Origin of the sequence: Dyadobacter sediminis, from assembly GCF_005860765.1 — a bacterium.
Lineage (GTDB): Bacteria > Bacteroidota > Bacteroidia > Cytophagales > Spirosomataceae > Dyadobacter > Dyadobacter sediminis.
The window spans coordinates 469,884-496,653 of record NZ_VCEI01000028.1 but is presented as its reverse complement, the minus strand read 5'-3'; the positions used below and the strand labels follow the sequence as shown (position 1 = coordinate 496,653).

At 45.5% G+C, this 26,770-nt stretch carries 20 protein-coding genes; 13 read left to right on the top strand and 7 right to left on the bottom strand.

Features of this window, described 5'->3' with window-relative positions; all coding sequences use genetic code 11:
- Nucleotides 1-13: 13 nt before the first annotated feature.
- Both FEM55_RS19085 and FEM55_RS19080 read left to right on the top strand, forming a co-directional pair.
- Nucleotides 14-1,072, top strand: a complete 1,059-nt coding sequence (locus tag FEM55_RS19085; protein ID WP_138282981.1) for a hypothetical protein — start codon at nt 14-16, stop codon at nt 1,070-1,072.
- Complete coding sequence (locus tag FEM55_RS19080) at nt 1,065-1,400, top strand: DUF6984 family protein (RefSeq protein ID WP_138282980.1); 336 nt, start codon at nt 1,065-1,067, stop codon at nt 1,398-1,400. The genes FEM55_RS19085 and FEM55_RS19080 overlap by 8 nt, the downstream gene beginning before the upstream one ends.
- 18 nt (nt 1,401-1,418) lie before the next feature.
- Here the strand turns inward: FEM55_RS19080 and FEM55_RS19075 are convergent, their stop codons facing one another.
- Both FEM55_RS19075 and arfB read right to left on the bottom strand, forming a co-directional pair.
- Nucleotides 1,419-2,660: an MFS transporter gene (locus FEM55_RS19075; RefSeq protein ID WP_138282979.1), complete on the bottom strand. Its 1,242-nt coding sequence runs from the start codon at nt 2,658-2,660 to the stop codon at nt 1,419-1,421.
- A gap of 33 nt (nt 2,661-2,693) precedes the next feature.
- A complete protein-coding gene (gene arfB, locus FEM55_RS19070; RefSeq protein ID WP_138282978.1) occupies nt 2,694-3,101 on the bottom strand; it encodes an alternative ribosome rescue aminoacyl-tRNA hydrolase ArfB in 408 nt (135 codons plus the stop codon).
- A gap of 300 nt (nt 3,102-3,401) precedes the next feature.
- Between arfB and FEM55_RS19065 the strand changes: the two genes are divergently transcribed.
- Together FEM55_RS19065 and FEM55_RS19060 are read left to right on the top strand one after the other, a co-directional pair.
- Nucleotides 3,402-4,670, top strand: coding sequence for a DUF6600 domain-containing protein (locus FEM55_RS19065; RefSeq protein ID WP_138282977.1), 1,269 nt, complete (start codon nt 3,402-3,404; stop codon nt 4,668-4,670).
- A 151-nt stretch (nt 4,671-4,821) separates the two neighbouring features.
- Nucleotides 4,822-5,841 (top strand): GntR family transcriptional regulator, encoded by a 1,020-nt coding sequence (locus tag FEM55_RS19060; RefSeq protein ID WP_138282976.1) that lies wholly within the window; start codon nt 4,822-4,824, stop codon nt 5,839-5,841.
- Between the two features lie 60 nt (nt 5,842-5,901).
- Here the strand turns inward: FEM55_RS19060 and FEM55_RS19055 are convergent, their stop codons facing one another.
- The 5 genes from FEM55_RS19055 to FEM55_RS19035 form a co-directional block, all read right to left on the bottom strand.
- Nucleotides 5,902-7,185 (bottom strand): sugar isomerase, encoded by a 1,284-nt coding sequence (locus FEM55_RS19055; RefSeq protein WP_138282975.1) that lies wholly within the window; start codon nt 7,183-7,185, stop codon nt 5,902-5,904.
- Between the two features lie 50 nt (nt 7,186-7,235).
- Nucleotides 7,236-9,359, bottom strand: a complete 2,124-nt coding sequence (locus tag FEM55_RS19050; RefSeq protein ID WP_138282974.1) for a bifunctional aldolase/short-chain dehydrogenase — start codon at nt 9,357-9,359, stop codon at nt 7,236-7,238.
- Between the two features lie 209 nt (nt 9,360-9,568).
- Entirely contained in the window at nt 9,569-11,680 is a 2,112-nt protein-coding gene (locus FEM55_RS19045) for a prolyl oligopeptidase family serine peptidase (RefSeq protein WP_171036608.1), read from the bottom strand.
- A gap of 14 nt (nt 11,681-11,694) precedes the next feature.
- Nucleotides 11,695-13,584 (bottom strand): CocE/NonD family hydrolase, encoded by a 1,890-nt coding sequence (locus FEM55_RS19040; protein ID WP_138282973.1) that lies wholly within the window; start codon nt 13,582-13,584, stop codon nt 11,695-11,697.
- Between the two features lie 9 nt (nt 13,585-13,593).
- On the bottom strand, nt 13,594-14,511 hold the full coding sequence (locus FEM55_RS19035) for a YjiK family protein (RefSeq protein ID WP_138282972.1): 918 nt from the start codon (nt 14,509-14,511) through the stop codon (nt 13,594-13,596).
- A gap of 92 nt (nt 14,512-14,603) precedes the next feature.
- On the opposite strand from FEM55_RS19035, the gene aspS reads away from it, so the two are divergent.
- The 9 genes from aspS (at nt 14,604) to FEM55_RS18990 (ending at nt 26,764) form a co-directional block, all read left to right on the top strand.
- Nucleotides 14,604-16,364 (top strand): aspartate--tRNA ligase, encoded by a 1,761-nt coding sequence (gene aspS / locus FEM55_RS19030; protein ID WP_138282971.1) that lies wholly within the window; start codon nt 14,604-14,606, stop codon nt 16,362-16,364.
- Between the two features lie 138 nt (nt 16,365-16,502).
- The gene (locus FEM55_RS19025) at nt 16,503-18,926 is read left to right on the top strand and encodes an SLBB domain-containing protein (protein WP_138282970.1); all 2,424 of its coding nucleotides are present in this window, start codon (nt 16,503-16,505) and stop codon (nt 18,924-18,926) included.
- 5 nt (nt 18,927-18,931) lie between these two features.
- Nucleotides 18,932-19,987, top strand: coding sequence for a Wzz/FepE/Etk N-terminal domain-containing protein (locus FEM55_RS19020; RefSeq protein WP_138282969.1), 1,056 nt, complete (start codon nt 18,932-18,934; stop codon nt 19,985-19,987).
- Between the two features lie 42 nt (nt 19,988-20,029).
- The gene (pseB, locus tag FEM55_RS19015) at nt 20,030-21,046 is read left to right on the top strand and encodes a UDP-N-acetylglucosamine 4,6-dehydratase (inverting) (protein WP_138282968.1); all 1,017 of its coding nucleotides are present in this window, start codon (nt 20,030-20,032) and stop codon (nt 21,044-21,046) included.
- Nucleotides 21,047-21,056: 10 nt separating this feature from the next.
- Nucleotides 21,057-22,235: a UDP-4-amino-4,6-dideoxy-N-acetyl-beta-L-altrosamine transaminase gene (gene pseC / locus FEM55_RS19010; protein ID WP_138282967.1), complete on the top strand. Its 1,179-nt coding sequence runs from the start codon at nt 21,057-21,059 to the stop codon at nt 22,233-22,235.
- On the top strand, nt 22,228-22,917 hold the full coding sequence (pseF, locus tag FEM55_RS19005; protein WP_138282966.1) for a pseudaminic acid cytidylyltransferase: 690 nt from the start codon (nt 22,228-22,230) through the stop codon (nt 22,915-22,917). Before pseC ends, pseF begins: the two co-directional genes overlap by 8 nt.
- Nucleotides 22,907-24,340, top strand: coding sequence for a UDP-2,4-diacetamido-2,4,6-trideoxy-beta-L-altropyranose hydrolase (gene pseG, locus FEM55_RS19000; RefSeq protein ID WP_138282965.1), 1,434 nt, complete (start codon nt 22,907-22,909; stop codon nt 24,338-24,340). Before pseF ends, pseG begins: the two co-directional genes overlap by 11 nt.
- The gene (gene pseI, locus FEM55_RS18995; protein ID WP_138282964.1) at nt 24,337-25,374 is read left to right on the top strand and encodes a pseudaminic acid synthase; all 1,038 of its coding nucleotides are present in this window, start codon (nt 24,337-24,339) and stop codon (nt 25,372-25,374) included. Before pseG ends, pseI begins: the two co-directional genes overlap by 4 nt.
- A gap of 88 nt (nt 25,375-25,462) precedes the next feature.
- A complete protein-coding gene (locus FEM55_RS18990) occupies nt 25,463-26,764 on the top strand; it encodes a lipopolysaccharide biosynthesis protein (protein ID WP_262710599.1) in 1,302 nt (433 codons plus the stop codon).
- The last annotated feature ends 6 nt before the right edge of the window (nt 26,765-26,770 follow it).

The window sequence follows — 26,770 nt, the reverse complement described above, 5'->3', positions numbered from 1 at the left end:
GCTTATCAAACACATGGAACTAGACAAGAAAGAAGCTGCTGTAATTGATAAAGCAATACGTTTTTGGGAAAGTACCAATAAGATTTCACCCGAGCAGGCCAAAGCACTTCAGAACAGCTATCAGCTGAGAAATGAAAACGTTAATGCCATTGCTATCTATGCGCTGATTGCGGCTCTTTCCTGCGGACTGCTTGCATTCGGCGCGCTGGTAATTGACGAAAAATGGATTGAATTGCTGCGTAGGAAATGGGGATTTTCAGAAACCATTTTCGGCGTTGTGTTTACACTTGCCGCTGCATTGTTTGTGGTTTTGGCAAAAAGGAACCGGAAGAAATATCCCGAAGCGCGCACCAGCACCGAAACTTACAATATAGCCATCATACTTACGGTTGCAATCGCAATTACTTACTGGACGCGCAGCTTTGCCAATTTTAACGGCAATTATGCTTTGCCGCTGTTCATTGCCACGCTGGCCTATGGCGCCATCGCCGTTTTTCTTCAGTCTACGCTGTTGTGGACGGTTATGATTATTTCCTTTGCTGGCTGGTGGGGCGCGCAGACACACTTCTGGTCAGGAGGAAGTTACCGTTTTTTCGGCATGAATTACCCGCTGCGCATGACCGTTTTCGGATTGTTCGTGTGGGCGGCATCCGGGATTGTTTCCAAAATCAAGCCTTTGATCAAATTTGGCGAAGTGACTTATACAATCGGCCTTTTTCTGTTTCTGCTTGCAGGCTGGACACTATCCATTTTCGGAAATTACGACGATCTGAGCGGATGGACAGTGATCAAACAAAGCCATTTCTGGTATTGGGCGGTCGGGTTCAGTCTTGTGCTGGCGGGTTTGCTTTTTTATGCATTTAACAACAAACAGGATACTTTACGCGATCTTTGCCTCGTGTTTTTTCTGCTGAACATTTATACAAGATATTTCGAATACTTCTGGGACAGAACCAACAAAGGCATTTTCTTCGCCGTACTGGCGCTTTCTTTCTGGCTCGTGGGCAGAAAAGCCGAACAATGGCGAAACAAGGAAAAAATTCCGGCTACTGACAAACTGACCAATGAATAACATCCGACCAATCAGGCAGAATGAAATTGAACTGATCCAGTACTTGCTGAAATTACTGAATCTTGATCCTGAAAAATACCCTTTTAGTACACAAGTAGATGAATACGAAGGCGGCAAAATGGGCAGTATCAGTCTTGGCGGCGACACATCGGCTTATGACGGCGATCTGATTCAGGTAGAATATGTGGATGCGGACGGAACGCCGGTTGTGATTACTTTAACCAAAGACGATAAAGGCCGGTTGCTTGATCTGGATTTCTGGAAAATTGATTTCACAAAGCTGATCGAATATCCAACTCCGGACAAGATCCTTGTAAAAAGAAGCTGAAGACGTTTCCGCTTCTTTTTATACTTCTTCGTAATCAAGATCCTTCCCGTACGTTTCTTCCATTTTCCAGAGCGACAGCAATGCAAGCAAAAAGCAGATCGCCCCGACGATTGCACCCGCATTCAGTACACCTTGTTCCGGTTTCAGAAATTGAAATAGCGGAAGCGTAAGCAACACCGTGGCCCTTACATTATTGGCAACAGAAGTAGTTACGGTTGCTCTCAGATTGGTCCCGAACTGCTCGGCTGTCGTCGTCAGGAACATGGCAATGTAACCGATTGAAAACCCGAGCCAGGCATAGCAAATGTAGAGTGTTGATTCAGAATTTATTCCGCCATAGATAAGCCAGAGTACGCCGCTGAAAGTCATGGCCATCATCAGCAGAATGGCCTTTTTACGTGAACGAAGCCACTGACTCAGAATCCCGCTGAAAAAATCACCTGTAACAATGCCGATATAAGTATAAAGAACGCATGTTCCCGCCTGCACTTCGCCGGGAATGTTCAGGGCTTTTGCAAACTCATTGCCGAAAGTCGCATAAATCCCGATGACTATGTAAGTCGGCAACCCGATTCCCATGCAGCGCAGGTATCGAACCAACCTTGAAAAATTGGTAAACAAAGTCCACCACGGAACCGATTCTTTTTCTCTTTTTTCCAGACTTTTATTAAAAATGATTGATTCCAGCACATTAATCCGTAATATCAGTAAAATGACGCCCATGCCTCCGCCAATGAAATAGGCAACGCGCCAGTCGGTGAGTTTAACCGCAAAAAATGCTGCAATGGCTCCGGCCAGTCCGACGCTTGCCACAACGGAAGTGCCATATCCTCTGAGTTCTTTGGGTAAGATCTCGGCAATTAATGTTATGCCCGCACCCAGTTCCCCGGCCAGTCCAAGCCCGGCAATGAATCGCAGTATGGAATAAACTTCCACATTATTTGTAAAACCGCATGCAATATTGGCCAGTGAATAAGTAAGGATGGAGCCGAAAAGCACCGACCTTCTGCCAAGCCTGTCGCCCAGTATGCCCCACATAAATCCGCCGATCAGCAGCCCGGCCTGCTGCCAGTTGTAAATCTCCGCTCCTATTCTGGAAATTTCGGCTTCCGATAACCCAAGGTCTTTCAGACTGGGAACGCGAACAATGTTGAAAAGCAGAAGATCATAAACGTCAACAAAATAACCCAGCGATGCAACGATAACAGGAAGGGTAAGTACAGCACTTATTTTGGGCCGGGCAGCAATATCAGAAGACATGAGGCGGAGGAAATGATTACAGATTTGACAAGTTTATTCTTCAAAAGTTTTTCTGCGCATGGATTTGATCGCTGCATTGTGCTGCTTGGTCTGCAGTCTTTTCAGTTTTGAGGCAAACGTCGGTCTGGAAGGCGTTCGGCTTTTTTCCTGAAAGAACGCTTTCCGGATGAGGTTATCGAATTTTTCAACAACCTTGTCTTTATTGGCCAGCTGCGACCTTTCGGTCTGATGATATAAAACGAGCACTTTTGCATTCGTCAGTCTGGTTGCTAATTTTTCATAAAGCGTTTGCTTCTGTTCTTCACTCAACAGCTGGGAATTTTGAACATCAAACCGCAACTCCACTTTTGATTCGACTTTATTCACGTTCTGTCCGCCTTTGCCACCGCTCCGGGCCGTCTGAAAAACAAGTTCAGTGTGCAGTATTTCAGGATTTATCATTTGTATGCAAATATTGTTAACGCTTGTTAATGCTTTGTCTGGAAAAAGGAACCTTATGCAAGCCGGACCTGCAAATTGACGGAAACCAACATCGTATCTAATAAAAAGGCAGAACGCATAAAGTTAATTATCAATAACTTACGCTATAAATTATTTTATTTGTGATTTTAATACGATTCATTCATTTGTAAACAACCAAATCCGGTTTTCAAGCATCTTGTAAATGTCGTTAAACCAATTGCAAAAAAGAATGTCAAACAAATGATTTTAATAAACAGAAAACAATTAATCCATATAGCCATGAACAGCATGCGTTCACTTCGGATTTTCGGCTTATTCCTGTTAATGCTTGCCGGTATTTCAGTTCCGGACCAGGTTCAGGCTCAACCCGGATTCAGGATTTCCTTTCAGACTTTCTATGATGAATTGTCGCCGTACGGAAGATGGACCCGCAATCCGCAATACGGTTCCGTATGGATTCCTGACGTGCCCCGGGGCTTTCAGCCTTATTCTACCCAGGGATACTGGGAAGTTACCGAATACGGCAATACGTGGGTTTCGGATTACGACTGGGGCTGGGCACCTTTCCATTACGGACGCTGGTCTTTTGACGATTACGTTGGCTGGTTCTGGATTCCGGATTATGAATGGGGCCCGGCGTGGGTCAACTGGCGTTCGGGAGGCGGATACTATGGCTGGGCACCGCTTGGTCCCGGCATGAATTTCAATGTTTCCGTCAATATTCCGTCATTCTGGTGGGTTTTCATTCCGCAGCGTTACATAACAAGTCCGCGCTGGTACAATTACTGCGCACCGCGTAACCGCGTATCGCATTATTACAACCAGACGGTTATCATCAATAATTATTATGAGAACAATAACAGAACGTATGTTTATGGCCCCAGACGTGATGAAATCGAAAGGGTAACAAGAAGAGAAGTTCCGGTGCGTACGATTGATGCCAGCCCGAGCGGACGCGGACGTGTCATAGTAGCCGGTAACAGCCGCGGCAACGACCGCTATGAACCTTCGGGCAACAGCAGAAACAACGGCTATACTAATCGTAATTCCACTATTGATGCCGGCGGCAGCCGTGGAAATGGCAATTACAATCCGTACAACGGAAACCGGGATGACCAATCGGGAAACGGAGGCATTAACGGAAGCACCAATAACAGCAGAAGAGACAATGCGCCTGCAACGCGCTACGGCAACTCCGACGAAAGAAATAACAATGATTACAACCGCGGAAGAACGGCAGAACCGGCGTATCCTTCGGAAAACAGAAGCAACCGTGGCTATGAAGCCCCGCGTTCATCTTTTCCTTCGAGAGAACAAAGCGTTCCGTCGTACGGCTCCGAACGAAGCAACCGATCCGGCCGTTCTGCCGAGCCTGCCAACCGCAGCCAGGAAAGAATGCCGGACAATATGCCTTCACCGCGTTCAAACCGGTCGGAAAGAGGTTCCTCGGAATCAAGAATCAGTGTACCAAACAACCGATCCGGCAACGACAATCCGGGCAGAAGTTCCGGCGGAGCTACTGAAAGAAGCAGCCGGTCACCAAGATAATACAGTGATTTTATAACAAAACAATCCGTTGGGAATAGTAGTTATTCTCAACGGATTGTTTTGTTCATATGGAATGCAGTTGCCGTTTTCAAAGCTTGCTGTCCTGTAATTTCTGAACTATTATGGCCTGAACCCTAACCCGCTTTTATTAATGGAAATACAATTTGACATTGAATTCAAGGAAAGTGCCCCGAAATACATGCAGATCATCAAATCGCTTTTGCAGGCGATCAGTAAGGGAAAGCTGAAAAGAGGCGATAAAATCCCTTCCATAAACCAGCTGAGCGAAGAATATCTGTTATCGCGGGATACGGTGGAAAAGGCGTACAAACATCTGATCAAAGACGGCGTGCTGATTTCGGTTCGTGGAAAAGGCTATTTTATCAATCGGATCGATATTGAAACTTCCCTGCGAATTCTTCTGGTATTCAATAAAATAAGTAATTACAAAAAACAGATTTACAACGCATTTGTAGAAAACATCGGAAGAAACGTGAATGTTGATTTGCATATTCATCATTCCAATGTCAATATCTTTAAAAACCTGATCAAAAACAGTATCGGCGAGTACGACTATTACGTGATTATGCCTCACTTTTATGAAAAGGCCGAAGAAGCCATTGAAACGCTGAAAATGATTCCTTCCGAAAAACTGATCCTGCTCGACAAGGATATTGAGCTGAACAGCAAGAAACATTCTTCCGTTTTTCAGAATTTTGAAAAAGACATTGTTCACGCGCTGAACGAAGCGCTGGATCTGATCAAAGGCTATAAAAAGCTTATTCTCATATTTCCGACACTGATTCCGTATCCGAAAGAAATCATCAAAGGTTTCCGCATTTTCTGCATCCAGCATGAACTGCAGCATGAGATTATCTACGATTTTCATGAAAACAGTATGGCGGTAACGGATACGGCCTATGTCGTTATTGAAGATAATGATCTGGTTAACCTGATTAAAAAATGCCGTGAACAGCAGCTTTCGATCGGCAAGGACATCGGCATTATTTCTTATAATGAAACACCGCTGAAAGAAATCCTGCTGGACGGAATCACCACAATTTCGACCGATCACGAGCAAATGGGAAAAACGGCTGCCGAACTCATTAAGGAAAACCGCCGCGCCATTATCAAGAATCCCTTTACGCTGATAAAAAGAAAATCGCTTTAAACAAAGTTGTTTAAAGCGATCGAAATCAGACCTAATAGAATTAATTGTTAATGCAAAGTTTTATAATCCGGTTGCTACCGTGAGTTTTCCTCGTTCGTTCATCAGTTCCGAGCGTACGTTCAGGTTTCTGAAAAGGCCAATCGGATCAATGGAACCGCCGTTCATGCGCATGGATTCCCGTACAAGCGGACGTACATCCGTCCTGAATGCATTCTGAAGGATTTGCTGTGCAAGCACCACATCGTTTTCATTCCGGGCTTGTTCCAGTTTTTTTCTGTCTACGATCAGCGCCTGTGCATAGGCAAGCAAAATAGCCTCTACGGATTGCAGCAGATCTTCCAGCGGATCTTTTACGTTGTGGCTCGCATCGATCATCCATGCATAGCCGTCGCTTCCTTTTCCGGCGCGCTTCATGCCGTCCACCAGTTCCACAAAGATCAGGAACAACATATACGGCCGGATACTTCCGACGGTAAGATCGTCGTCGCCGTATTTTGAATCATTGAAATGAAATCCCGCAAGACGTCCTTCCATCATCAGCGTAGCTACAATCTGCTCGATGTTTGCATTGGGTAAATGATGGCCAAGATCAACCAAAACATCCGCTTTCGGGCCCAGTTTCTGGCAAAACAAAAGGGAGCTTCCCCAATCCTGAATAACGGTGGAATAAAAATTCGGCTCATAAGCCTTGTATTCTACAAATACTTTCCAGTCGTCGGGCAGTGCGGCATAAATTTCCTGAAGAGATTCCAGCGTATACTGAAAGGATTTCACAAAGCTGGATTGTCCCGGAAAGCAGGAACCGTCTGAAAGCCAGATCGACAATGCTTTTGAACCCAGATCTTTTCCGTATTTGATGACCTCAATATTATGTTCAACAGCCTGCTTTCTTACTTTCGGATCCACATGTGAAAGGGAACCGAACTTGTAAGATTGCTCCTGATTTTTCTGATCCTGAAACGTATTGGAATTAACGGCATCAAATTTCAGGTTCAGCGAACTGGCAAGACTGATGATTGAATTTGCCTGCTCCGGAATATCCCACGGAATATGCAGCGAAATAGAACCGCTGGAACGGTTCAGTGCATGCAGCAAACCTACATCTTCCACTTTCTCTTCCAGCGAGCGCGGTTCACCGCCGCCGGAAAACCTGCCGAAACGGGTTCCGCCGGTGCCCAGCGCCCAGCTTGGAATAGCCACCTGAAATGCCGCAAGTTCATTAATAACTTCCTGCGCATGAATGCCCTGTTCGCCCAATTGTTCATTGGTAAAAAGCAACTGGCGGTTATGTCTTGACAGCAGGCTATCGTTATGCTGATCAATCTGATATTGCTCGATTTTCATAATTAACAGGTTTTTAGGCAAGCAAAATATTCATTCGCCCGATCCGGAATTTATCTCAGAAATGCCGCCGGAACGCCTCCATCCACATTGATTACGTTTCCGGTGCTTTTGCTTAGCAGGCCGCTTACAAAAATGTATACGCCGTTTGCAATATCCTCGGTATGGATCTCCGCATTCAAAACCGTTCTTTTGGCATAATAAGCAGGCAGTTCTTCAATTTTGATACCGTATGCTTTGGCCCGGCCCGCAGCCCAACCGCTTTCCCAGATTTTACTTCCGGAAATAACCGCATCCGGGTTAACGACATTTACGCGGATTCTGTCTGCTCCAAGTTCAGCGGCCAGCAAGCGCGACATATGCTGCTGCGCGGCTTTGGCCGTTCCGTAGGCCACGTTGTTCGGGCCTGAAACAATACCGTTTTTGCTTGCAATATTGATGATATCGCCGCCAAGTCCCTGCTGGCGCATAATGGCAACGGCTTCCTGCGAAACAAGGAACTGGCCTTTTACCAGCACATCCTGTAAAATATCCCAGTCTTTGATTGTTGTTTCTGCCAATGGTTTTGAAATAGACAAACCCGCACAGTTTACGATAATATCCACACCGCCGTATTTCAGTTTGGTGGCATGCAGCGCAGCCTTGATCTGGTCCACTTCGAGTACGTTGGCTATGGTCGTATCTGAAAAATCCTTGCCGAATTTTCCGTCAAATTCCGCTTTTGTTTCAGCCAGTGCTTTTTCATCAATATCGGAAATAACCACGCAAGCGCCTTCCTGCAACAGTTTTTGTGCAATGGCTTTTCCGATCCCGCCTGAACCGCCGGTAACAAAAGCGACTTTACGCGAAACTGATTTTTCCTTTGGCATACGCTGCAGTTTTGCTTCTTCCAGCAGCCAGTATTCAATGTCAAAAGCTTCCTGTTCCGGAAGGGAAACGTACGAAGAAATCGCTTCTGCGCCTTTCATTACGTTAATGGCGTTGGTATAAAATTCGGCCGCAACACGGGCAGTTTGCTTGTCTTTGGCAAAAGAGAACATGCCCACGCCCGGCAATAATATAATAACCGGATTGCGGTCGCGCACTGCCGGACTGTTGTCATGCTTGCAGCGATCGTAATAGGCCTGATAATCCAGTCGATAGGCTTCGAACTGTGGGCGGATATGATCCAGAATTTCCTGATCAGTCAGTTCCAGTTTTTCAAACGGCATGTCCAGAACGAGCGGACGTATTTTGGTACGGAGAAAATGGTCCGGGCAACTTGTTCCGAGCGGAGCCAGTTTATCCAGATCATTGCTACCAATGAATTCAAGCACTCTTTCATCATCGGTGAAATGTCCGATCATGGCCTGCTGCTCGGAAGCCAGTCCGCGCAGGTAAGGCGCCAGTTTTCCGGCGATTTCCGAACGGCGGCTTTGAGATTCGTTTTCCAGACGCTGTCCGCCGAAAACCGGACGGTTTTTGCCAAAGTTTTCATGCAGGTATGCCGATGCCTTTTCGATGGTATCCAGCGTATTGATATACGATTCATAAGCCGTGTCGCCCCATGTGAAAAGTCCGTGGCCGCCCAGTACGATCCCGCGAATGCCCGGATTGTCGGCCAATGCTTTTTCAAGCTTTAAACCAAGATCGAAGCCGGGACGCTGCCAAGGAACCCACGCAAGTTCACCGTTAAAGAGTTCTTTGGTAATAGCTTCTCCTTCTTTGGAAGCAGCAATGGCGATCAGTGCATCCGGGTGCAAATGATCAATATGTTTGAAAGGCAGCAAGCCGTGCAATGGCGTATCAATGGAAGGTGCTTTTGATTTGAGGTCGTAAATGCAATGGTTAAAAAGCTCCACCATTTCATCTTCAAATTCCAGTCCTCTGTATATATTTTTCAGATTATGCAAACGATCCTGATATAGTCCGGCGAGTCCGCTTCTTGTGAGCGTCCCGATGTCTCCGCCGGAACCTTTAATCCACATTACCTCAACAGGATTGCCGGTCAAAGGATCTTTCTCGATGGTTTTGCAACTGGTATTTCCGCCTGCATAATTGGTCAGGCGAAGGTCAGCACCTAATAAATTGGAACGGTATAACAAAAGGGCTACCTGATCGTCTCCGAGCAAAGCGGCTTTTTCATCATCCCATAAATAGCTCACGTACTTGTATTGGCTTTCTGTAATGCTGCTCATATTTTAATTTGATTGATTATCATTTTCGAGGTAAAAGAATCTGCTCCAGAAAGGACAAGCTGCAAGGATCAATACTCTGGAACCGGGCACAAGATTAGAAAACTTACCTATACACACCGTCCTGTTGTATCCTGCATGTTGAAATAAAATAAGAAATAATGTGAGATAATGAAGTTAATTTATCAAAGTAATTTCTGAAAACTTCCAATTTACTTCCAGGCCAAACCCATGTTCTCAAACATAAAAGCATAAATATCTGCCTGTGTTTCAAGTGCTTTCTTTGTATTGCTTGCGCCATGCCCGGAATTGGTGTCAATGCGGATCAGCAAAGGATTGGAGGAAGTTGCTCCGGCCTTTGCCTGAAGTTCGGCAGCGTACTTGAATGAATGTGCAGGCACTACCCTGTCGTCATGGTCTGCGGTTGTGATCATGGTCGCCGGATATTTCCCACCATCTTTGATATTGTGCAACGGAGAGTAGCCATACAGCACTTTAAATTCGTCCGCGTTATCGCTGCTTCCGTAATCCGCAATCCAGTTCCAGCCAATCGTGAATTTGTGAAACCGCAGCATATCCATGACGCCCACAGCCGGAAAGGCAACCTTGAACAGTTCCGGCCGCTGGTTCATAACCGCTCCGACGAGCAAGCCGCCGTTCGAGCCGCCCTGAATGGCAAGACGTTCCGGTGAAGTATATTTTTCACGGATCAGGAACTCGGCGGCGGCAATGAAATCGTCAAATACATTCTGCTTTTTAAGCTTCATGCCCTGTTCATGCCATTTTTCCCCGTACTCGCTTCCGCCGCGCAGATTGGCCTGCACGTAAATGCCGCCCTGATCAAAAAACGGAATCCGGGTCGGGCTGAACGAGGGCGTAAGGCTGATATTGAAACCGCCATAACCGTACAAAATTGTCGGATTGGAGCCGTCCCGTTTCAGTCCTTTTTTGTAAGTGATAAAAGCAGGGATTTTTGTGCCGTCCTTACTTGGATAAAAAACCTGTTTTGTTTCATAATCTTCGGGATTAAAAGAAACTTCCGGCGAACGGAACACGGCACTTTTCTGCATATCAATGTCATACCGGAAAATAGTCGGCGGATAGCTGAATGAGGTGTACGTGTAAAAGACAAAAGTATCTTCCTTTTCCCCGCCAAAACCCGTTGCAGTTCCAAGCCCCGGAAGACGGATTTCGTTTTCCAGCTTTCCGTTCAGATCATAAACATAGGCACGCGTTGTAACGTCTTTGGAGTAAGAAACAAACAATTTTCCGCCTGCAACATTTGCAGACTGCAACGGTTCCGGTTTCTCAGGAATAAGTGTTTTCCACGTTTTGGATCCCGATTCATAGCGCATTACTTTACTGTTCGGCGCATTTTCATTGGTTTCAATCAAAAAATCACTGCCGACATTTTCGATCACGCCAAAGCTGAAATCCGTAATTTCTTCTTTCACCGGAACAAACTCCGAAGTTCCTTTTTTTAATACCCAAAGTCCGTTGCCGTCCTTTCCTTTTCCACGGTCGCTCACGCTCAGAAACGCATATTCTTCGTCTTTGGTCGTACTTACAATGTGAAAGCGCTGCGGATTGGCCGGATCTTCAAAAACCAGTTTATCGTTCTGCTGCAAGGTTCCGATTTTGTGATAAAAAACCTGATGATTTTCATTTTTTGATGCCAGCTCACTTCCTTCCGGCTTCGGATAACGGCTGTAATAAAACCCGTTGTCCTGCCATGCGGCGCCTGAGATTTTTACCCATTCCACTTTATCCGGCAGCATGGATAGATTTTTCATGTCCATAATCTGATATTCCTGCCAGTCGGAGCCGCCTTTGGAAAAACCGAGCACTGCATGAGCGCCGTCTTTGGACAAACTGAAAACCGTAAGCCTTGTGGTGCCGTCCGCAGAAAGCTTGTTGGGATCGAGTACGACTTCCAGATTGCCGTTCAGCCCTTTTTGCCGGTACAGTACCGACTGGTTCTGAAGTCCGTCGTTTTTATAGAAATAAAAATAGTCGCCTTTTTTGCCCGGAGCGGAGTACTTGGGATAATTATATGCTTTTTCAAGATCTGTAAAAATCTTCTTTTTAAAAGCAATTTTGTCCAGATAACCGAATGTGACTTCATTCTGTGCTTTTACCCAAGCAGCTGTTTCGTCGGAACGGTCATCTTCCAACCAGCGATACGGATCGGGCACTTTTACGCCATGATATTCATCGGTATGCTCGATTCTTCGGGTAGCAGGATAATTCAATTGCTGGGCAGAACCGTTTGAAGCAAAGATGGTTGCCGAAATTACATTCATTACAATCAATTTTAAATTCATTCTGTTTTTGAAAATTACTGCTTAATGACATCCGCCTCGATCATACTTGCAGCGCCGGCCTGATGGAAAATGGTTTGTGTAGCCTGAATAAAGTCCGAATCTGCGGCTTTGTAAATATTCTCCACATATTTCTGCGGATTGCGGTCGAAAAGTGGAAATGCGGTACTTTGAACCTGAATCATAATGCTGTGCCCTTTTTTGAAAGTGTGAAGTACATCCTGAAGGCGGAATTTGATGTCGGTCATTTTGCCTGCAACGAGCGCTTCGGGCTTTTCAAAACTGTTTCGGAACCGAGCCCGCATAATTTCACTCCGGACCATTTGCTGATAGCCGGCCATCACCGTTTTCGGGTCGGGCATGAACGCATGATTTTTTTCATTGTCGGGATAAACATCGATCAGTTTTACGAAGAAATCAGCGTCCGTTCCTGTGCTGCTGATTTTTAGCAATGCCGTAATTTCACCGCCCAGCGTCACATCTTCCTGCAGAACGTCCGTTTTAAAAACCAGTACATCCGGCCGTGAAGCCGCAAAACGCTGGTCTTCAGACATGTATTCAAACGGTGTAAAGCCTGACATTTGCTTCACATTGGCCGTATAAGGAACCGGTTTGGCGGGATCGCTCACGTATGCGGTTGCAGATTTCGCTTCTTTCGGCTCGGAGAAATCCAGTTTGCCGTTCGGATGAAAGTATAGTTTTACTTTTTGCGCCGTTGCTGCCGGCCATTTATCGAACGTTTTCCATTCTTTTTTACCCGTGTCAAACAAGTAAGCTTCCGGCAGGCCGGTTTTTCCGTCACCTGATTCTTTCAGAAAATGCTTGAAAAATCTGGCCTCAATGTTATTCTGGTAAAAAGTAGCGATGCTGTCTCCGAAATAAAGATCATTATGCAGCGTATGCCCGGTTTCACGGCTCCATCGTCCGTGTCCGAAAGGCCCGACGACCAGCGTGTTGTAAATGGAAGGATTATTTTTTTCAATGGTCTTGTACGTATTCAGCGGGCCGTAAAGATCTTCGGCATCAAACCATCCGCCAACGGTCATAAATGCATGTTTCAAACCTTTCAGATGCGGCAGAATGTCTCTTTTTTGCCAGAATTCGTCTTTGTTCGGGTGCGCGACGGTTTCCTGCCAGAAAAAGTTTTTCGAGTAATACTGATCAAAGTTTTTCAGTGAACCCATTTTCAGATTGAACGTGTAACCGTCCGGCTCGGGCTTGATAAAATCATTGGCAAACCAGGAATCGGCACCCGGCTGCGGCGGCTTGATGCCGAACACCGGAAAAGTCAGATAATACCCTTGCGTAAATGCGCCGTTGTGATGAAAATCGTCAAAGAAAAAATCCGAAATCGGTGCCTGCGGTGAAGAAGCTTTCAGTGCCGGGTGATTGGAAAGTGCGCTGGCCGTTGTATAAAATCCGGGATACGAAATTCCCCATTGCCCTACTCTGCCGTTGTTTGCCGGAATATTTTTCAGAAGCCATTCAATGGTATCATACGTGTCAGATGCTTCATCCACGTCCGTTTTGCTTTTTTTCTGCGCAATGTGCGGCGTCATGTTCGTCCACACGCCTTCGCTCATATAACGGCCGCGAACGTCCTGATAAACAAAAATAAACTTGTCGCGCATCAAGGCAGGACTCGGGCCCAGTCGCGGCGGATAGGTATCTTTTCCGTATGGCGCCACGCTGTAACACGTACGCTGCATGAGAAAAGGATATTTTTTGTCGTTTGACGCATCTTTCGGAACATACACAATGGTATGCAGCTTTACGCCGTCCCTTACCGGAATGTCGTACTCGGATTTGGAATAATTATCCTTTATAAACTGTTCGTCAGAATTGTTCTGGGCACTGGCTTTCAAGGAAATGAAAGCAATTGTAAGAAACAGGAGTTTTTTAAGCATTGGACTGGATTATTTTCTTTTATAATAGTTTAAGCTTACGCCTGAGGAATTTGATTTTTCACTGAGCGTATAAAAGCCGGCACTTTCGCGATCGAAGCATATGGCTTCTCCCTGCGGTTCCGGCGCCACAGAAAGCTGTTTCAATGCAGATGCAGACAAAGTCTGGCCTATGGTTTTATCCTGTTTTCTTTTCCAGTAATGAACCGAAAGGTAAGTACGGATCAGGATTTCAGTTCCGTCTGCCGAAATACTGCCGCCGGTTGCAAGAGAAACGGAAGGAACGGTCCCGACTTTTTCGGCAATCATCGTTTCCGAAGTGGACTGCGGGAAAGGCAGACGGTAAATTCCTGTACTGCCGATTTCTTTTGAGAGAATGAACAGATCTTTTGTAACAGGATCAAGCAGCAGCGTTTCGGCATCGCGGGCACCATCCGGATAGCTGAAAGTTATTTTCTCAACCGAATTTTGTAAAAAACTGTCGTTTGTGATGCCGATTTCGGGTACGCGGTAAATGATATTGGTCAGAGTAACCGGTTTGTTGTTATTGCCGATATCGCCAATGTAAAGGTAATGGATACCGTCTTTCGGGCCGGGGCCGCCAGCCATATCTTCCCAGTCATGATTGGCCGTTCCGGGAACAGGATATTCCTTGATTTCTTTTCCGTCCCTGCTGATCAGATAAAGCGAATTAGGCGCTCCGGAATCCTGAAGAGTCCATAGAAATCCGTCCAGATTTTTACCGGGTGCAAGCCCGGACGCTTCATCAATAATGCCGGGCGTAATGGCGTATTGCTGCGGTGAGGATTCAAATGACCCGGAGCTGCCGGTTTCAGGATCCGGATCGGGGTCGCAGCTGCAGAGTGCCAGCAATATCAGTGGAGAAAGCACACGACTAATCTGTCTTCCAGGCGTTTTATATAATTTCATAAAAAACACTTCATGTTAGATTTGCTAAAAATACGTACTTTTGCGCCATTTATTATCAGGCACTTTCTTTATATCCGTATTAAAATAATTATATGTTACGTACAAATACCTGCGGGGAGTTAAGCTTAGAACATGTAAATCAAGAAGTTGTATTATGCGGCTGGGTGCAGCGCATTCGGGATAAAGGCGGAATGATTTGGCTGGATTTGCGTGACCGCTATGGCTTGACACAACTTCTTTTTGAAGAAGGGAAAACACCTTCGCAAGTATTGGAGACGGCACGTGCGCTGGGCAGGGAATTTGTGATCTCCGCCAAAGGAATCGTCATTGAAAGGATTGCCAAAAATGATAAAATAGCCACCGGCGCTATTGAAATACGTGTTTCCGAGCTTACGGTTCTGAATGCGGCCAAATTGCCTCCGTTCCTGATTGAAGATGAAACAGACGGCGGCGACGACATCCGGATGAAATACCGTTATCTGGATCTGAGAAGAAATAATGTACGCAAAAACCTGCAGTTACGGCATCAGGTTGCGCGCTATACCCGTGCATATCTGGACGAACTGGACTTCATTGAAGTGGAAACGCCCGTTCTGATCAAGTCAACGCCGGAAGGCGCACGTGATTTTGTGGTTCCGAGCCGCATGAACCCGGGCGAATTCTATGCGCTTCCGCAGTCGCCGCAGACGTTTAAACAGTTGCTGATGGTGGCCGGTTTTGACCGTTATTACCAGATTGTAAAATGTTTCCGCGATGAGGATCTTCGTGCCGACCGCCAGCCGGAATTTACACAAATTGACTGTGAAATGTCTTTTGTGACGCAGGAAGATGTACTGAATACGTTTGAAGGACTGATACGCAATCTGTTCAGCAAGGTGAAAGGAATCGAACTGCCCGAAGTTCCACGTATGACGTATGCGGATGCCATGCGCCTTTACGGATCGGACAAGCCGGATATCCGCTTTGATATGCAGTTTGCAGAACTGAAAGGTGAAAATCAGGACCTGACTTCCGGCAAAGGATTCGGTGTTTTTGATGACGCGGAACTGGTTGTAGGAATTTGTGCGCCGGATTGTGCCGTTTACACACGCAAGCAAATTGATGAACTGACGGACTGGATCAAACGTCCGCAAATCGGCGCAAAAGGATTGGTGTATGTCCGTTACAATGCCGATGGTTCAATCAAATCGTCCGTTGACAAATTCTACTCCGAATCGGATATTAAAAAATGGGTTGATACGTTTAACGCTAAGCCCGGAGATTTGATTTTGTTGCTGTCCGGCCAGGCGGATAAAACGCGCAAGCAGCTGAATGAACTGCGCCTTGAAATGGGTTCACGACTTGGGCTTCGCAATCCGGACGAGTACCGGGTTTTATGGGTTCTTGATTTTCCATTATTGGAATACGGCGAGGCGGAAAACAGATGGTTCGCCATGCATCATCCGTTCACCAGTCCGAAACCTGAAGATATTGCGCTGCTGAATGGCAATCTGGGTCAGGTCAGGGCAAATGCATACGATATGGTCATTAACGGTGTGGAAGTGGGCGGCGGGTCCGTAAGGATATTTGAAAGAGCGCTGCAGCAGAAAATGTTTGAGATTCTGGGATTTTCTCCACAGGAAGCGCAGGAACAATTTGGTTTTCTGATGAATGCCTTTGAATTCGGAGCGCCTCCGCATGCCGGAATTGCCTTCGGTTTTGACAGGCTGTGCTCCATTTTCGGTGGCGCGGATTCCATCCGGGATTTCATTGCTTTCCCGAAAAATAATTCAGGACGTGACGTAATGATCGATTCTCCGTCTACTATTTCGGAAGGGCAGTTAAAAGAACTTTCAATCCAGACCGCTTTATAGATTATGCGTTGGCTATATTTCAACAAGTCAACACTTTAACAGTTAGTTTTAGTAGTTTTACCCCGATTTAAAATTTCTTTATTTGAACCTGACGCTACGCTTTACGGAGTAGTTGTTGATTGTAATTAAAAACACTGCATGCATTATCATTTCTTTTCACGGTTATACTTAAGTGTTCTATCCTTTACGCTGTTATTCTTTGTAAGCATTTCCGGTTTTGCTCAAAACACGAATCCATCCAAACCTGCAACTGCATTGCCGGAACCGGCGCAAAAGGTAAATCCCTCACAGATCACCAATCAGCAGGCAACTGATTTCTATAACCAGGCCAAATCCACGGGCATGTCGGATATGGATATTGAAAAGGCAGCTTTGCAGAGAGGTTACACATTGGACCAGATCTCAGCCATGCGCAAGCGTGTGGCGCAAAAACCGGAGCAAGAGGAAGTTGCTGATCCTAACCGTGATGAGCTGGATGAAACCCGTGATCAGGATGAACTGGACGAACTAGAAGATGAAACCCATAACGAAAAGGACTCGACGAACGCAAGAAAAGTTACAAGAAAACGCATTAACCGCACCTTCGGATCTTCTTTCTTTGCACAGCCTTCATCCACTTTTGAGCCAAACCTGAGAATTGCAACGCCCCGAAATTACATTCTTGGTCCTGAAGACGAAATTGTAGTGGATATTTACGGCAATTCGGTGGACAATTTCAAAATGAAGATCAGTCCGGAAGGAACTGTAAAAATGCTTAATCTGGCGCCTGTGTATGTGAACGGTCTTACAATCGAGCAGGCCAATGAACGCATTGTAAACCGGCTGAGACAAGCCTATTCTACCTTAAACCGTTCAGGATCAGGTACTTATTCTTCCATTACCTTGGGAAATGTCCGGAGCATCCGTGTGATGATAACAGGCGAAGCAACGCGTCCGGGAACTTATACAGTTTCTTCTCTTGCGACTGCCTTCAACGCTTTGTCCTTATCCGGCGGGCCTAATAAGAACGGATCATACAGAAACATCGAGGTAATACGAAACAATAATGTAATCCGGAAAATTGACCTTTACCGCTTTCTTGTAGATGCAGACCTTAAAGACAACATTGCTTTGCAGGATCAGGATATTATCCTGATACGACCGTTTGAAAGCAGGATTGAACTGGTCGGTCAAGTGAAACGGCCCGGCATTTTTGAAGCCCGAACAGGCGAATCCATTTCCAGTCTGATCCGGTATGCAGGCGGATTCACGCCCGAGGCTTATACCCAGACGCTAACATATCAAAGAAATACCGGCACCAACTACGTAATCGGAAGTATTGATTCTGCACAGATTGCCTCCTTTACGCCTAAAAACGGAGATATTTTCAACATCAAGAAGATTCTTGACATCGTAAGCAATCAGGTTGAAGTAAAAGGTGCTGTGACTTTGCCGGGCATTTATGCACTGGAAGAACGCTGCAATACCGTCCTGAAACTTATTCAGATGTCTCAGGGACTCAGCCCGCGTGCATTCCTGAACCGTGCCCTTCTGGAAAGGTCCAGCGGGGAAACCCAGACCGGAATTGTGGCGTTTGATCTGCGGAAACTTGTTAATGGCGAGATTGCAGATATTGAACTGCTTCCGGGTGATATCCTGACAGTAAAATCCGTTGAAGACCTTAAAGAATTTACATTTTTATCGATATCCGGTTCTGTGATCAATCCGGGTAATTACTTCTATTATAAAGACATTTCCATTGCGGATCTGATATTTCAGGCTGGCGGCTACACAGAAGGCGGGGTTCCGTACCGAATCGAAGTTTCCAGACGTATCAAAAATGATACACTTGACTTGCCAACATCACAGAACGTGCGCATCTATACTATAGATGTTGCGGACAATCTCATACTTAATCCGGACGATCAGAAGTTCAAACTGGAACCGAGTGATATGGTTATCGTACGCAAATCCCCGCGTTACGAGGCTCAGAAAACGGTGACGATTATCGGGGAAGTGAAATTTCCCGGAAATTACACCATCATCAGCAACTTCGAACGCATATCCGATCTGTTCACCAAAACAGGCGGCGTTAAACCGGAAGCTTATCTGCCGGGTGTGCGTTTTTACCGGAACAGAGAGTTGCTTGCAGTGGATATTGAAACCATCATGAAAAAACCTTCACTTCCATCCAACCTGTTGCTGTTGGACGGAGATACATTGATGATTCCGAGAAGGTCTGAAACGGTACGGATTCAGGGCGGGGTACATAATCCTTCAGTAATGAATTACGATCCGAAATATGAATATGAAGATTACATTTCACAGGCGGGAGGTTACACGGAGCAAGGCTGGAAAAAACGCGTTTACGTGTCGCATCCGAACGGACGGACCTACCGAACCAAAAATTTTCTGTTTTTCCGCTCCTATCCGACCATTGCACCCGGCTCAATAGTTACAATTCCGGTAAAAGCAGAACAACCTGAGCGCGAAAGGACACCCGGTGAACGTATAGCGTTGTTTTCATTCATAGCATCCATGGTGAGCACCTTGTCCATCGCTATTATTACTTTGAGCAGATAACATCAATGACCAATCCCGAAATACAAGCTGATAAAAACACCGACACACTCGAGATAAGCATTTTTGAAGTTGTAGGGTTTTTCAAGAAATATTTACCGGTTCTAATCGCTGCTGCCATAATATCCGCCATAATCGGAGTTGCATTCAGTTTCCTGCTTGCCAAGAAATATACTGCTCAGACAATCCTGCTGCCCGAGCTGGGATCCAGCAGAAACAACTCATTTTTCAGCATGGCATTGGGTGCAGGCGCTGATCCCAGCGGTAAACTGGTGCCAGAGCTATACCCGAACATCCTTTCAACAGTTCCATTCGGACAGTATTTGTTAAAAACGCCTGTTGTTGATCAAAATGATGTATTTTACCCTACGCTGGAAAGTTATCTGACCAGAAAAAGCTCAAAATCTTTCCTGTCAGGCTTGTTTTCGTTTGGGAAAACATCAAAAGAAGAAACCAAGCCCAAAGTGCCTAATCCTAAAATCAAAATTCTTTCATTTGATCCCAAACAGGAAAAAATGGTGATGGCTGCAAAAAATCTCGTGCATGCAACTGTCGGAACAACAGATGGAATTATTACCATTGAAAGCGAAATGACGGACCCGGTAGTCGCGGCGATGCTTGTTGATGCAGGTGAGAAATACTTGATCAACTACGTCAGCAACTACACTATATCCAAAACGACCCAGCAGGTTGAGTTCCTTCAGAAAAGAGTGGCGGAAGCCCGAAGAAGACAGCAGAAAGCGGAATATGCCCTGCAAACATACAGAGATACGCATAGAAACACTTTTTTGAACGTAGCGAGGATCGAAGAACAAAGGCTACAGGCTGAATATGTACTTTCAGAGGCAATACATTCGGATTTGTCTATCAAGCTGGAACAATCCAAAATACGTGAAAAGGAAGAGAAACCGGTTTTCAAAGTTCTGGAACCTGTCCGGGTTCCATTGGCAAAGAGCAGCCCGAAACGTCCTTTTATCGGCGTTATCTTCTCGGTTCTGGGATTATTCCTGACACTCACCTACATCATTTTCTTTAAAGAGAAACTGCACAAGCAACTTGTTTAGCACTATACATCTGTAAATTATTTTCAACTAAAATGAATGAACATGCTAGATTTGACCGGTAAATCAATACTTATCACAGGAGGAACTGGTTCTTTAGGTAAAGCATTAACCGCCACGATTTTCAAAAGATGGCCAAACGTGAAAAGGCTCGTCATCTTGTCAAGAGATGAACAGAAGCAATTTCAGATGGCACAGGAATATACACCGGAGAAATATCCGCAGATCCGTTTTTTTATTGGTGATGTAAGAGATGAAGAACGGTTACGGAGAGCTTTCAAAGGAATTGATTTTGTGATCCATGCGGCAGCAATGAAGCATGTGCCTATCGCCGAGTACAACCCCAGCGAATGCGTCAAAACCAATATCAACGGAGCACAAAATGTCATCAATGCGGCATTGGACACCGAAGTAAGCCACGTAGTTGCACTATCCACAGACAAGGCAGCAGCTCCGATCAATCTGTATGGCGCTACAAAACTCACTTCGGACAAGCTCTTTATTGCGGCCAATAATATTCGCGGACAGAACCCCATCAAGTTTTCCGTTGTCAGATACGGAAATGTAATGGGTTCCAACGGTTCAGTTATTCCTTTTTTTATCAATAAGAAGAAAGAAGGCGTACTGCCGATAACAGTCGAAAGCATGACCCGGTTTAACATTTCCCTGCAGGGCGGCGTCGATATGGTGCTGCATGCTCTGGAAACAGCCTGGGGCGGAGAACTTTTTGTCCCGAAAATCCCATCCTATAACATTCTTGATATTGCCAAGGCGATCGGACCGGAATGCGAGCACCGGGTAATCGGCATCCGTCCGGGCGAAAAGATTCACGAGGAAATGATCACCACATCCGATTCATTCTTCACTTATGATCTGGGAAAATACTATGCAATAGTGCCCCAAACACCGACATGGAGCATTTCTGATTTTGTCAGTCACTTCAATGCCCAAAAAGTGCCGGACGGCTTTTCATATAATTCCGGAAACAATACAGAATGGGAAACGGTTGAAAGTCTGCGGGCTTTAATCGTTGAGCATGTAGATCCCGGCTTCACAGTTTAATTTTTCTTGAATGATACCGTACGGAAGGCAGAACATAACCGAGGAGGACATTAAGGCCGTGACAGATGTCTTAAAGTCTGATTATCTTACACAGGGACCTAATATCCAGCAATTTGAAATTGCTTTTGCAGAATACGTGGGTTCAAAATATGCTGTTGCGGTAGCAAATGGAACCGCGGCACTGCACTTGTGTGCGCTTGCCTTAGGCGTGAGCCCGGGCGATAAAGTAATTACAACACCCATTACTTTCGCAGCATCGGCAAACTGCATCCGTTATTGCGGAGGAGAAGTTGTATTTGCCGACATTGATCCGTCTACTTATCTGATTGATATTCAGTCGGTACGCAAGTTGCTGGAAAGTGTCCCGAAAGGAACATACAAGGGTATTGTTCCGGTGGATTTTGCAGGCAATACGGTTAATCTGGAAGATTTCAAAAAACTGGCTGATGAATATGGCCTCTGGATGATTGAAGATGCCTGTCATGCACCGGGAGGATTTTTTACAGATTCGGCTGGCAATGAACAGCTTTGCGGAAACAGCAACTTTGCGGATCTTGCGATTTTCAGCTTCCATCCTGTAAAACATATTGCATGCGGGGAAGGCGGAATGATTACGACCAATGATGCTGAATTATATCAAAAATTGCTTGCACTCCGGACGCATGGAATTGTAAAGTCAAACGATTTGTATGTAAACAGCATCGAGCTGGCCGGTGGAGCGGAGCAGTATCCGGGCTGGTATATGGAAATGCAGACTTTGGGTTACAATTACCGGTTAACGGATTTTCAGGCTGCACTCGGTGTCAGCCAGTTAAAAAGAGCAGATGCCGGTCTTGAAAAACGCCGCGCCATTGCGGCTGCTTATCAGGCCGGGTTTTCTGACAAAGCCTTTATACATGGACAAAGTGGCGTGGTCACAGGCCATGCGTATCACCTTTATATTATTGAAGTGGAGGATCGTCTGGGCTTGTATAATCACCTGCGAAGCAAAGACATTTTTGCCCAGATCCATTACATTCCATGCCATTTGATGCCTTATTATCAGAATCTTGGCTGGAAAGTGGGTGATATGCCCCATGCAGAAGCTTACTATCGGGGATGTATCAGTCTGCCGATGTACCCGACACTGACCGCAGAAGAACAGTCGCTCGTCATTGACGCTGTCAACAGTTACTACCATCATGGATAAAGCTCTGGCAATCATTCCGGCCAGAGGCGGCAGCAAGCGTATTCCAAGAAAGAACATCAGGGATTTTCTGGGAAAACCGATTATTGCCTATGCCATCGAAACTGCACTGAATTCCGGCTTATTCAGTGACGTAATGGTCTCGACGGATGATCCGGAAATTGCTGAAATCGGAAAAAATTACGGTGCATCGGTCCCATTTCTGAGAAGTAAAGGCAATGCAAATGATTTTGCATCCACCGTGGACGTTATTAAAGAAGTAGAAAAGGAATATGAAGCTCGTTTTTCGGTTATCTATGATAAAATCTGCTGCATTTATGCTACGGCTCCTTTCATCCAAACCAGGCATTTGCGGGCCGGATTGTCACTGCTCAGCGAATCCGGGTTTGATTCTGTCTTTCCGGTTGTCCCTTTCTCCTATCCGATCTGGCGGGGTTTGGAAGTAACGAACGGAAAAGTACAGATGGTTTGGCCGGAAAATCAAAATGTCAGGTCGCAGGATCTGAAACCGGTTTACCATGATGCCGGCCAATGGTACTGGTACAATCCAGCAAAAATCACGGATTCTCTTTTTACGTCAAACACGGCATCCGTCATCTTGTCGGAAGAAGAAGTGCAGGATATCGATACGGCCTCTGACTGGCTGATGGCGGAAATGAAATACAAATTGCTTTATGAAAAGTAAACTATATATCAGGACGGATGGAAGTTCCAGCATTGGCCTCGGCCATCTTGTCAGGTGTATAGCATTGGCAAAAATGCTCGTCGAAAACTTTGACATTTATTTTGCCTGTAAACAAATTCCGGATAGCATCATTGATGAAATCCGGAATGCCGGTTTTTCCTTTATGCGCCTCCAGAATGACGAAGCGCTATTGCCTGTTTTGTCACCGGAAGATCTGGTTGTCGTCGATAGCTATGAAATTGAAAGTGATTATCAGCTTGCTGTCAAGAAAATAGGCTGTCAGCTAGTGAGTATAGACGATCTGCATGAAAAGCCCAGCTATGCAGATTTGGTTTTGAATCACACACCCTGCGTTTCTCCAGGTGAATACGACGCAAAGCCATACACGCAATTTGCGCTTGGCCCCGACTATGCATTGATCCGTCCGGCATTTCTTGAACTGGCGGGCAAGAAAAAACAGCAAGCTCAAAGTGGCTCGGTTCTGATTTGTTTCGGCGGCTCGGACAGCCGGAATTTAACCCGAACAGCACTGAATGTTGTCTCAGGTTTCAAGCAGTTTAAAAAGATATGCATCGTAACCGGTGCTGCATACCGCCACCAGGAGTCTTTGGCTGCCATTGTGAATGAACATGAAAACGTAATTCATTACAATGACATCAGTGCCGAGGATATGGCCGGGCAAATGGCGGAAGCTAGCTTATGCATTGTTCCGGCAAGCGGGATCCTGACGGAAGCACTTACATCAGGAGCGAAAATTATTTCCGGAATGTATGTTGATAATCAGCGGTTTGTTTTTGAAAACTACAAAAAGGCTAATGCTTTTATCAGCGCTGAAGATTTTTCAGAAGAAAACCTTCTTTCCGCAGTAAAAAAATATTTTTCTCAGGAAAGTCCGGAAAATGCTTTGTTGGTTGACGGGAAATCGGGAGAACGGATAAAAAGGCTTTTCCGGCAACTGGTTGCCGGGCAGCATTTGCACCTGCGGAAATTAACTAGTGACGACGCAGAAATAACTTATCGCTGGGCTTCGGATCAGCAGGTACGCCGGTATTCGCTCAACCAAAACGAGATACAGTATGCGGACCATGTTGACTGGCTTTCTCGAAAGCTAACGGACCCGAAATGCCTGTTTTATATCGCATCATTTTACGATAAACTTATCGGCTCGATCCGGTTTGATCTGCATGGCGAAGAAGCGGTGATCAGCTATCTGCTGGATCCGGAATATCAGGGTCAGGGTCTGGGCGCTGTATTGCTGAAAAAAGGAATTTTGTCGCTCTGTGAAAATACAGAGCAAAATATAACACGGATTTCGGGAATTGTCATGCCCGATAATATTTCGTCGTGCAAGACCTTCGAGCGGTTTGGATTTACAAAAGAGACGGAAGGTGAGAACTATAAATACACCATGAATATCGGATGAGAATAGGAACATTTGAAATAAATAAAAACAGTCCTGTATTTATCATTGCAGAACTGTCGGCTAATCATAATGGCAGCCTGGAAACGGCAATAGAAACGATCAGAGCAGCTAAAAGAGCTGGCGCGGATTGTATCAAACTGCAGACCTATACGGCCGAAACAATCACCATTGATTCCCGCATGGACGATTTTCGCATCGGCGGTACGATCTGGGACGGGCAGTATTTATTTGACCTGTATAAAGAGGCGTATACGCCATGGGAATGGCATGCGGAATTATTCCGTGTAGCGGAAGAAGAAGGTTTGGTCTGCTTTTCTTCTCCCTTTGATCCAACGGCTGTTGAATTTCTGGAAACGCTGGATGTGCCCGCCTACAAAATTGCATCGTTTGAAATTACAGATATTCCTTTGATTGAACTGGTTGCCTCCAAAGGGAAGCCTGTCATTATTTCCACGGGCATTGCTACCGAAGAAGATATCAGGCTTGCCCTGGATGCCTGTGCCAGGCAGGGCAATGATCAGGTTGCTTTGCTGAAATGCACATCGAGCTATCCGGCTCCGGTTGGTGAGGCAAACATGACGATGGTTAAAGATTTTGCAGAACGGTTCCAGGTTATCAGCGGACTTTCCGATCACACCATTGGCAGTACTGTCCCGGTTGTTGCCACGGTTCTTGGTGCCAAAATCATTGAAAAGCATTTTATTCTGGACAGAGCTATTGGCGGGCCGGACGCATCCTTTTCCATGAACGAAGCGGAGTTTTCGGAAATGGTGAAATCGGTGAGAGAAGCTGAACAGGCCATCGGCGTGGTGGATTACAAACTGACTGAAAAGCAATCGAAAGGCAAAGACTTTTCCAGATCCTTGTATGTGGTTGAGGACATTGCGGCAGGCGAAATCATCACAGAATCGAATGTCCGCTCCATTCGCCCGGGCTTTGGTCTGCATCCTAAATACTTGAAAGACATTATAGGAAAACCGGCAAAAGAGGATCTTAAAAAAGGGTCGCGGATGGCGTTGAATAAAATTGCATAGCGCTGTTTGCTATAACACTTTCGATGGAAACACATGGAAGAGCGCGCATTAAAGAGATCATATTGAATTATTAATTGGAAAGCTGGTTTTGAGGAGTAAAATTGAAAATTTAAGGAAACATCCACTTGTCAGGAATAGCGTGCTTTATGTTATTACTGACGCTGTAAACAAGGCGGTTCCGTTTTTAATCCTTCCATTACTCACTCATTATCTGCTTCCTGAGGATTATGGTAAAGTTGCCAACTACAATGTTTACCTTAATCTTCTGGTCATTTTCATAGGAATCAACGTTCAGAGTATTGTTTCGGTCAACTTTTACCGACTGGACAAGGTTGAAATTGGAAAGTATGTTTTCAATATCCTGTTTGTACTTGCCATCACGCTCACGATTTGCGGTTTGATCGTTTTTTTGTTTATCGAGCCAATTAAAAATCACCTTTCGGTCAATACAACTTTTGTAATCACCGGCCTGATCATTGCTACTTCTCAGGTAATAAGCAATATTAATCTGATCATCTGGAGACTTGAAGAGCAACCTCTGTATTTTGGAAGTTACCAGATTTCACAAACGGTCTGCGACGTTACGCTTTCGCTTATTTTAATCATACTCTTCCAGTTAAGCTGGCAGGGCAGAATCATCGGGATCGGCACCAGTTCCGTTCTCTATGCATTGATCAGTATGATCCTTTTATGGAAGCGCGGTTACCTGAATATCTCGTATAACAAGCAATACATCAACGATATCTTCAGGTTTTGCCTTCCGTTAATACCGCATGCAATCAGCATCTGGGCTCGTGCAGGTGCTGACAGACTTATTATATCCAATCTGGCGGGTGTTTCCGAAAGCGGCATTTATGCAGCCGGATTTCAGTTCAGCCTGATCATTTCTTTCCTGACACTGGCATTCAACAATGCATTTACACCGTTTGTTTACAAGACACTATCCATTTCTGATCAGAGTGTCCTTGCGGTAAAGAAGCTGAAACTGGTCAAGTTCACTTACTTGTACATTGCGGCTTTGCTGCTGCTTACATTCATTGCAACCCTGGCATCGGACATGCTAATTGACCATTTTCTGTCAGAAAAATACAGTGATGCAAAAATGTATGTAGGCTGGGCATTGTTTTCACAAGCGTTTCAAGGGATTTACCTGATGTATGTTACATACGTTTTTTTTGTAAAAAAATCCGCCTCCCTGGCAATTGTTACCTTTTTGTGCTCAGCGCTCCAAGTCGCCGCGTCCTATTATCTGGTAAGCATAATCGGACCGCTCGGCGCAGCTTACTCCAATTTTGCAATCAGTCTGCTCAACTGTATTGTCGTTATGATTCTCAGCTCGAGGGTTTATCCAATGCCCTGGTTAAACTTTCGCAAACTCCTGGCCAAATAGAATTTC

Bases quoted from the DNA above. Each gene is read 5' to 3' on its own strand.
- FEM55_RS19065 (WP_138282977.1), top strand. From the start codon at position 3,402: ATGAACAGCATGCGTTCACTTCGGATTTTCGGCTTATTCCTGTTAATG.
- FEM55_RS19085 (WP_138282981.1), top strand. From the start codon at position 14: ATGGAACTAGACAAGAAAGAAGCTGCTGTAATTGATAAAGCAATACGT.
- FEM55_RS19075 (WP_138282979.1), bottom strand. From the start codon at position 2,660: ATGTCTTCTGATATTGCTGCCCGGCCCAAAATAAGTGCTGTACTTACC.
- arfB (WP_138282978.1), bottom strand. From the start codon at position 3,101: ATGATAAATCCTGAAATACTGCACACTGAACTTGTTTTTCAGACGGCC.
- aspS (WP_138282971.1), top strand. From the start codon at position 14,604: ATGTTACGTACAAATACCTGCGGGGAGTTAAGCTTAGAACATGTAAAT.
- pseF (WP_138282966.1), top strand. From the start codon at position 22,228: ATGGATAAAGCTCTGGCAATCATTCCGGCCAGAGGCGGCAGCAAGCGT.
- pseC (WP_138282967.1), top strand. From the start codon at position 21,057: ATGATACCGTACGGAAGGCAGAACATAACCGAGGAGGACATTAAGGCC.
- FEM55_RS19080 (WP_138282980.1), top strand. From the start codon at position 1,065: ATGAATAACATCCGACCAATCAGGCAGAATGAAATTGAACTGATCCAG.
- FEM55_RS19025 (WP_138282970.1), top strand. From the start codon at position 16,503: ATGCATTATCATTTCTTTTCACGGTTATACTTAAGTGTTCTATCCTTT.
- FEM55_RS19035 (WP_138282972.1), bottom strand. From the start codon at position 14,511: ATGAAATTATATAAAACGCCTGGAAGACAGATTAGTCGTGTGCTTTCT.
- FEM55_RS19040 (WP_138282973.1), bottom strand. From the start codon at position 13,584: ATGCTTAAAAAACTCCTGTTTCTTACAATTGCTTTCATTTCCTTGAAA.
- pseB (WP_138282968.1), top strand. From the start codon at position 20,030: ATGCTAGATTTGACCGGTAAATCAATACTTATCACAGGAGGAACTGGT.
- FEM55_RS19055 (WP_138282975.1), bottom strand. From the start codon at position 7,185: ATGAAAATCGAGCAATATCAGATTGATCAGCATAACGATAGCCTGCTG.
- pseI (WP_138282964.1), top strand. From the start codon at position 24,337: ATGAGAATAGGAACATTTGAAATAAATAAAAACAGTCCTGTATTTATC.
- FEM55_RS19045 (WP_171036608.1), bottom strand. From the start codon at position 11,680: ATGAATTTAAAATTGATTGTAATGAATGTAATTTCGGCAACCATCTTT.
- FEM55_RS19050 (WP_138282974.1), bottom strand. From the start codon at position 9,359: ATGAGCAGCATTACAGAAAGCCAATACAAGTACGTGAGCTATTTATGG.
- pseG (WP_138282965.1), top strand. From the start codon at position 22,907: ATGAAAAGTAAACTATATATCAGGACGGATGGAAGTTCCAGCATTGGC.
- FEM55_RS19060 (WP_138282976.1), top strand. From the start codon at position 4,822: ATGGAAATACAATTTGACATTGAATTCAAGGAAAGTGCCCCGAAATAC.
- FEM55_RS19020 (WP_138282969.1), top strand. From the start codon at position 18,932: ATGACCAATCCCGAAATACAAGCTGATAAAAACACCGACACACTCGAG.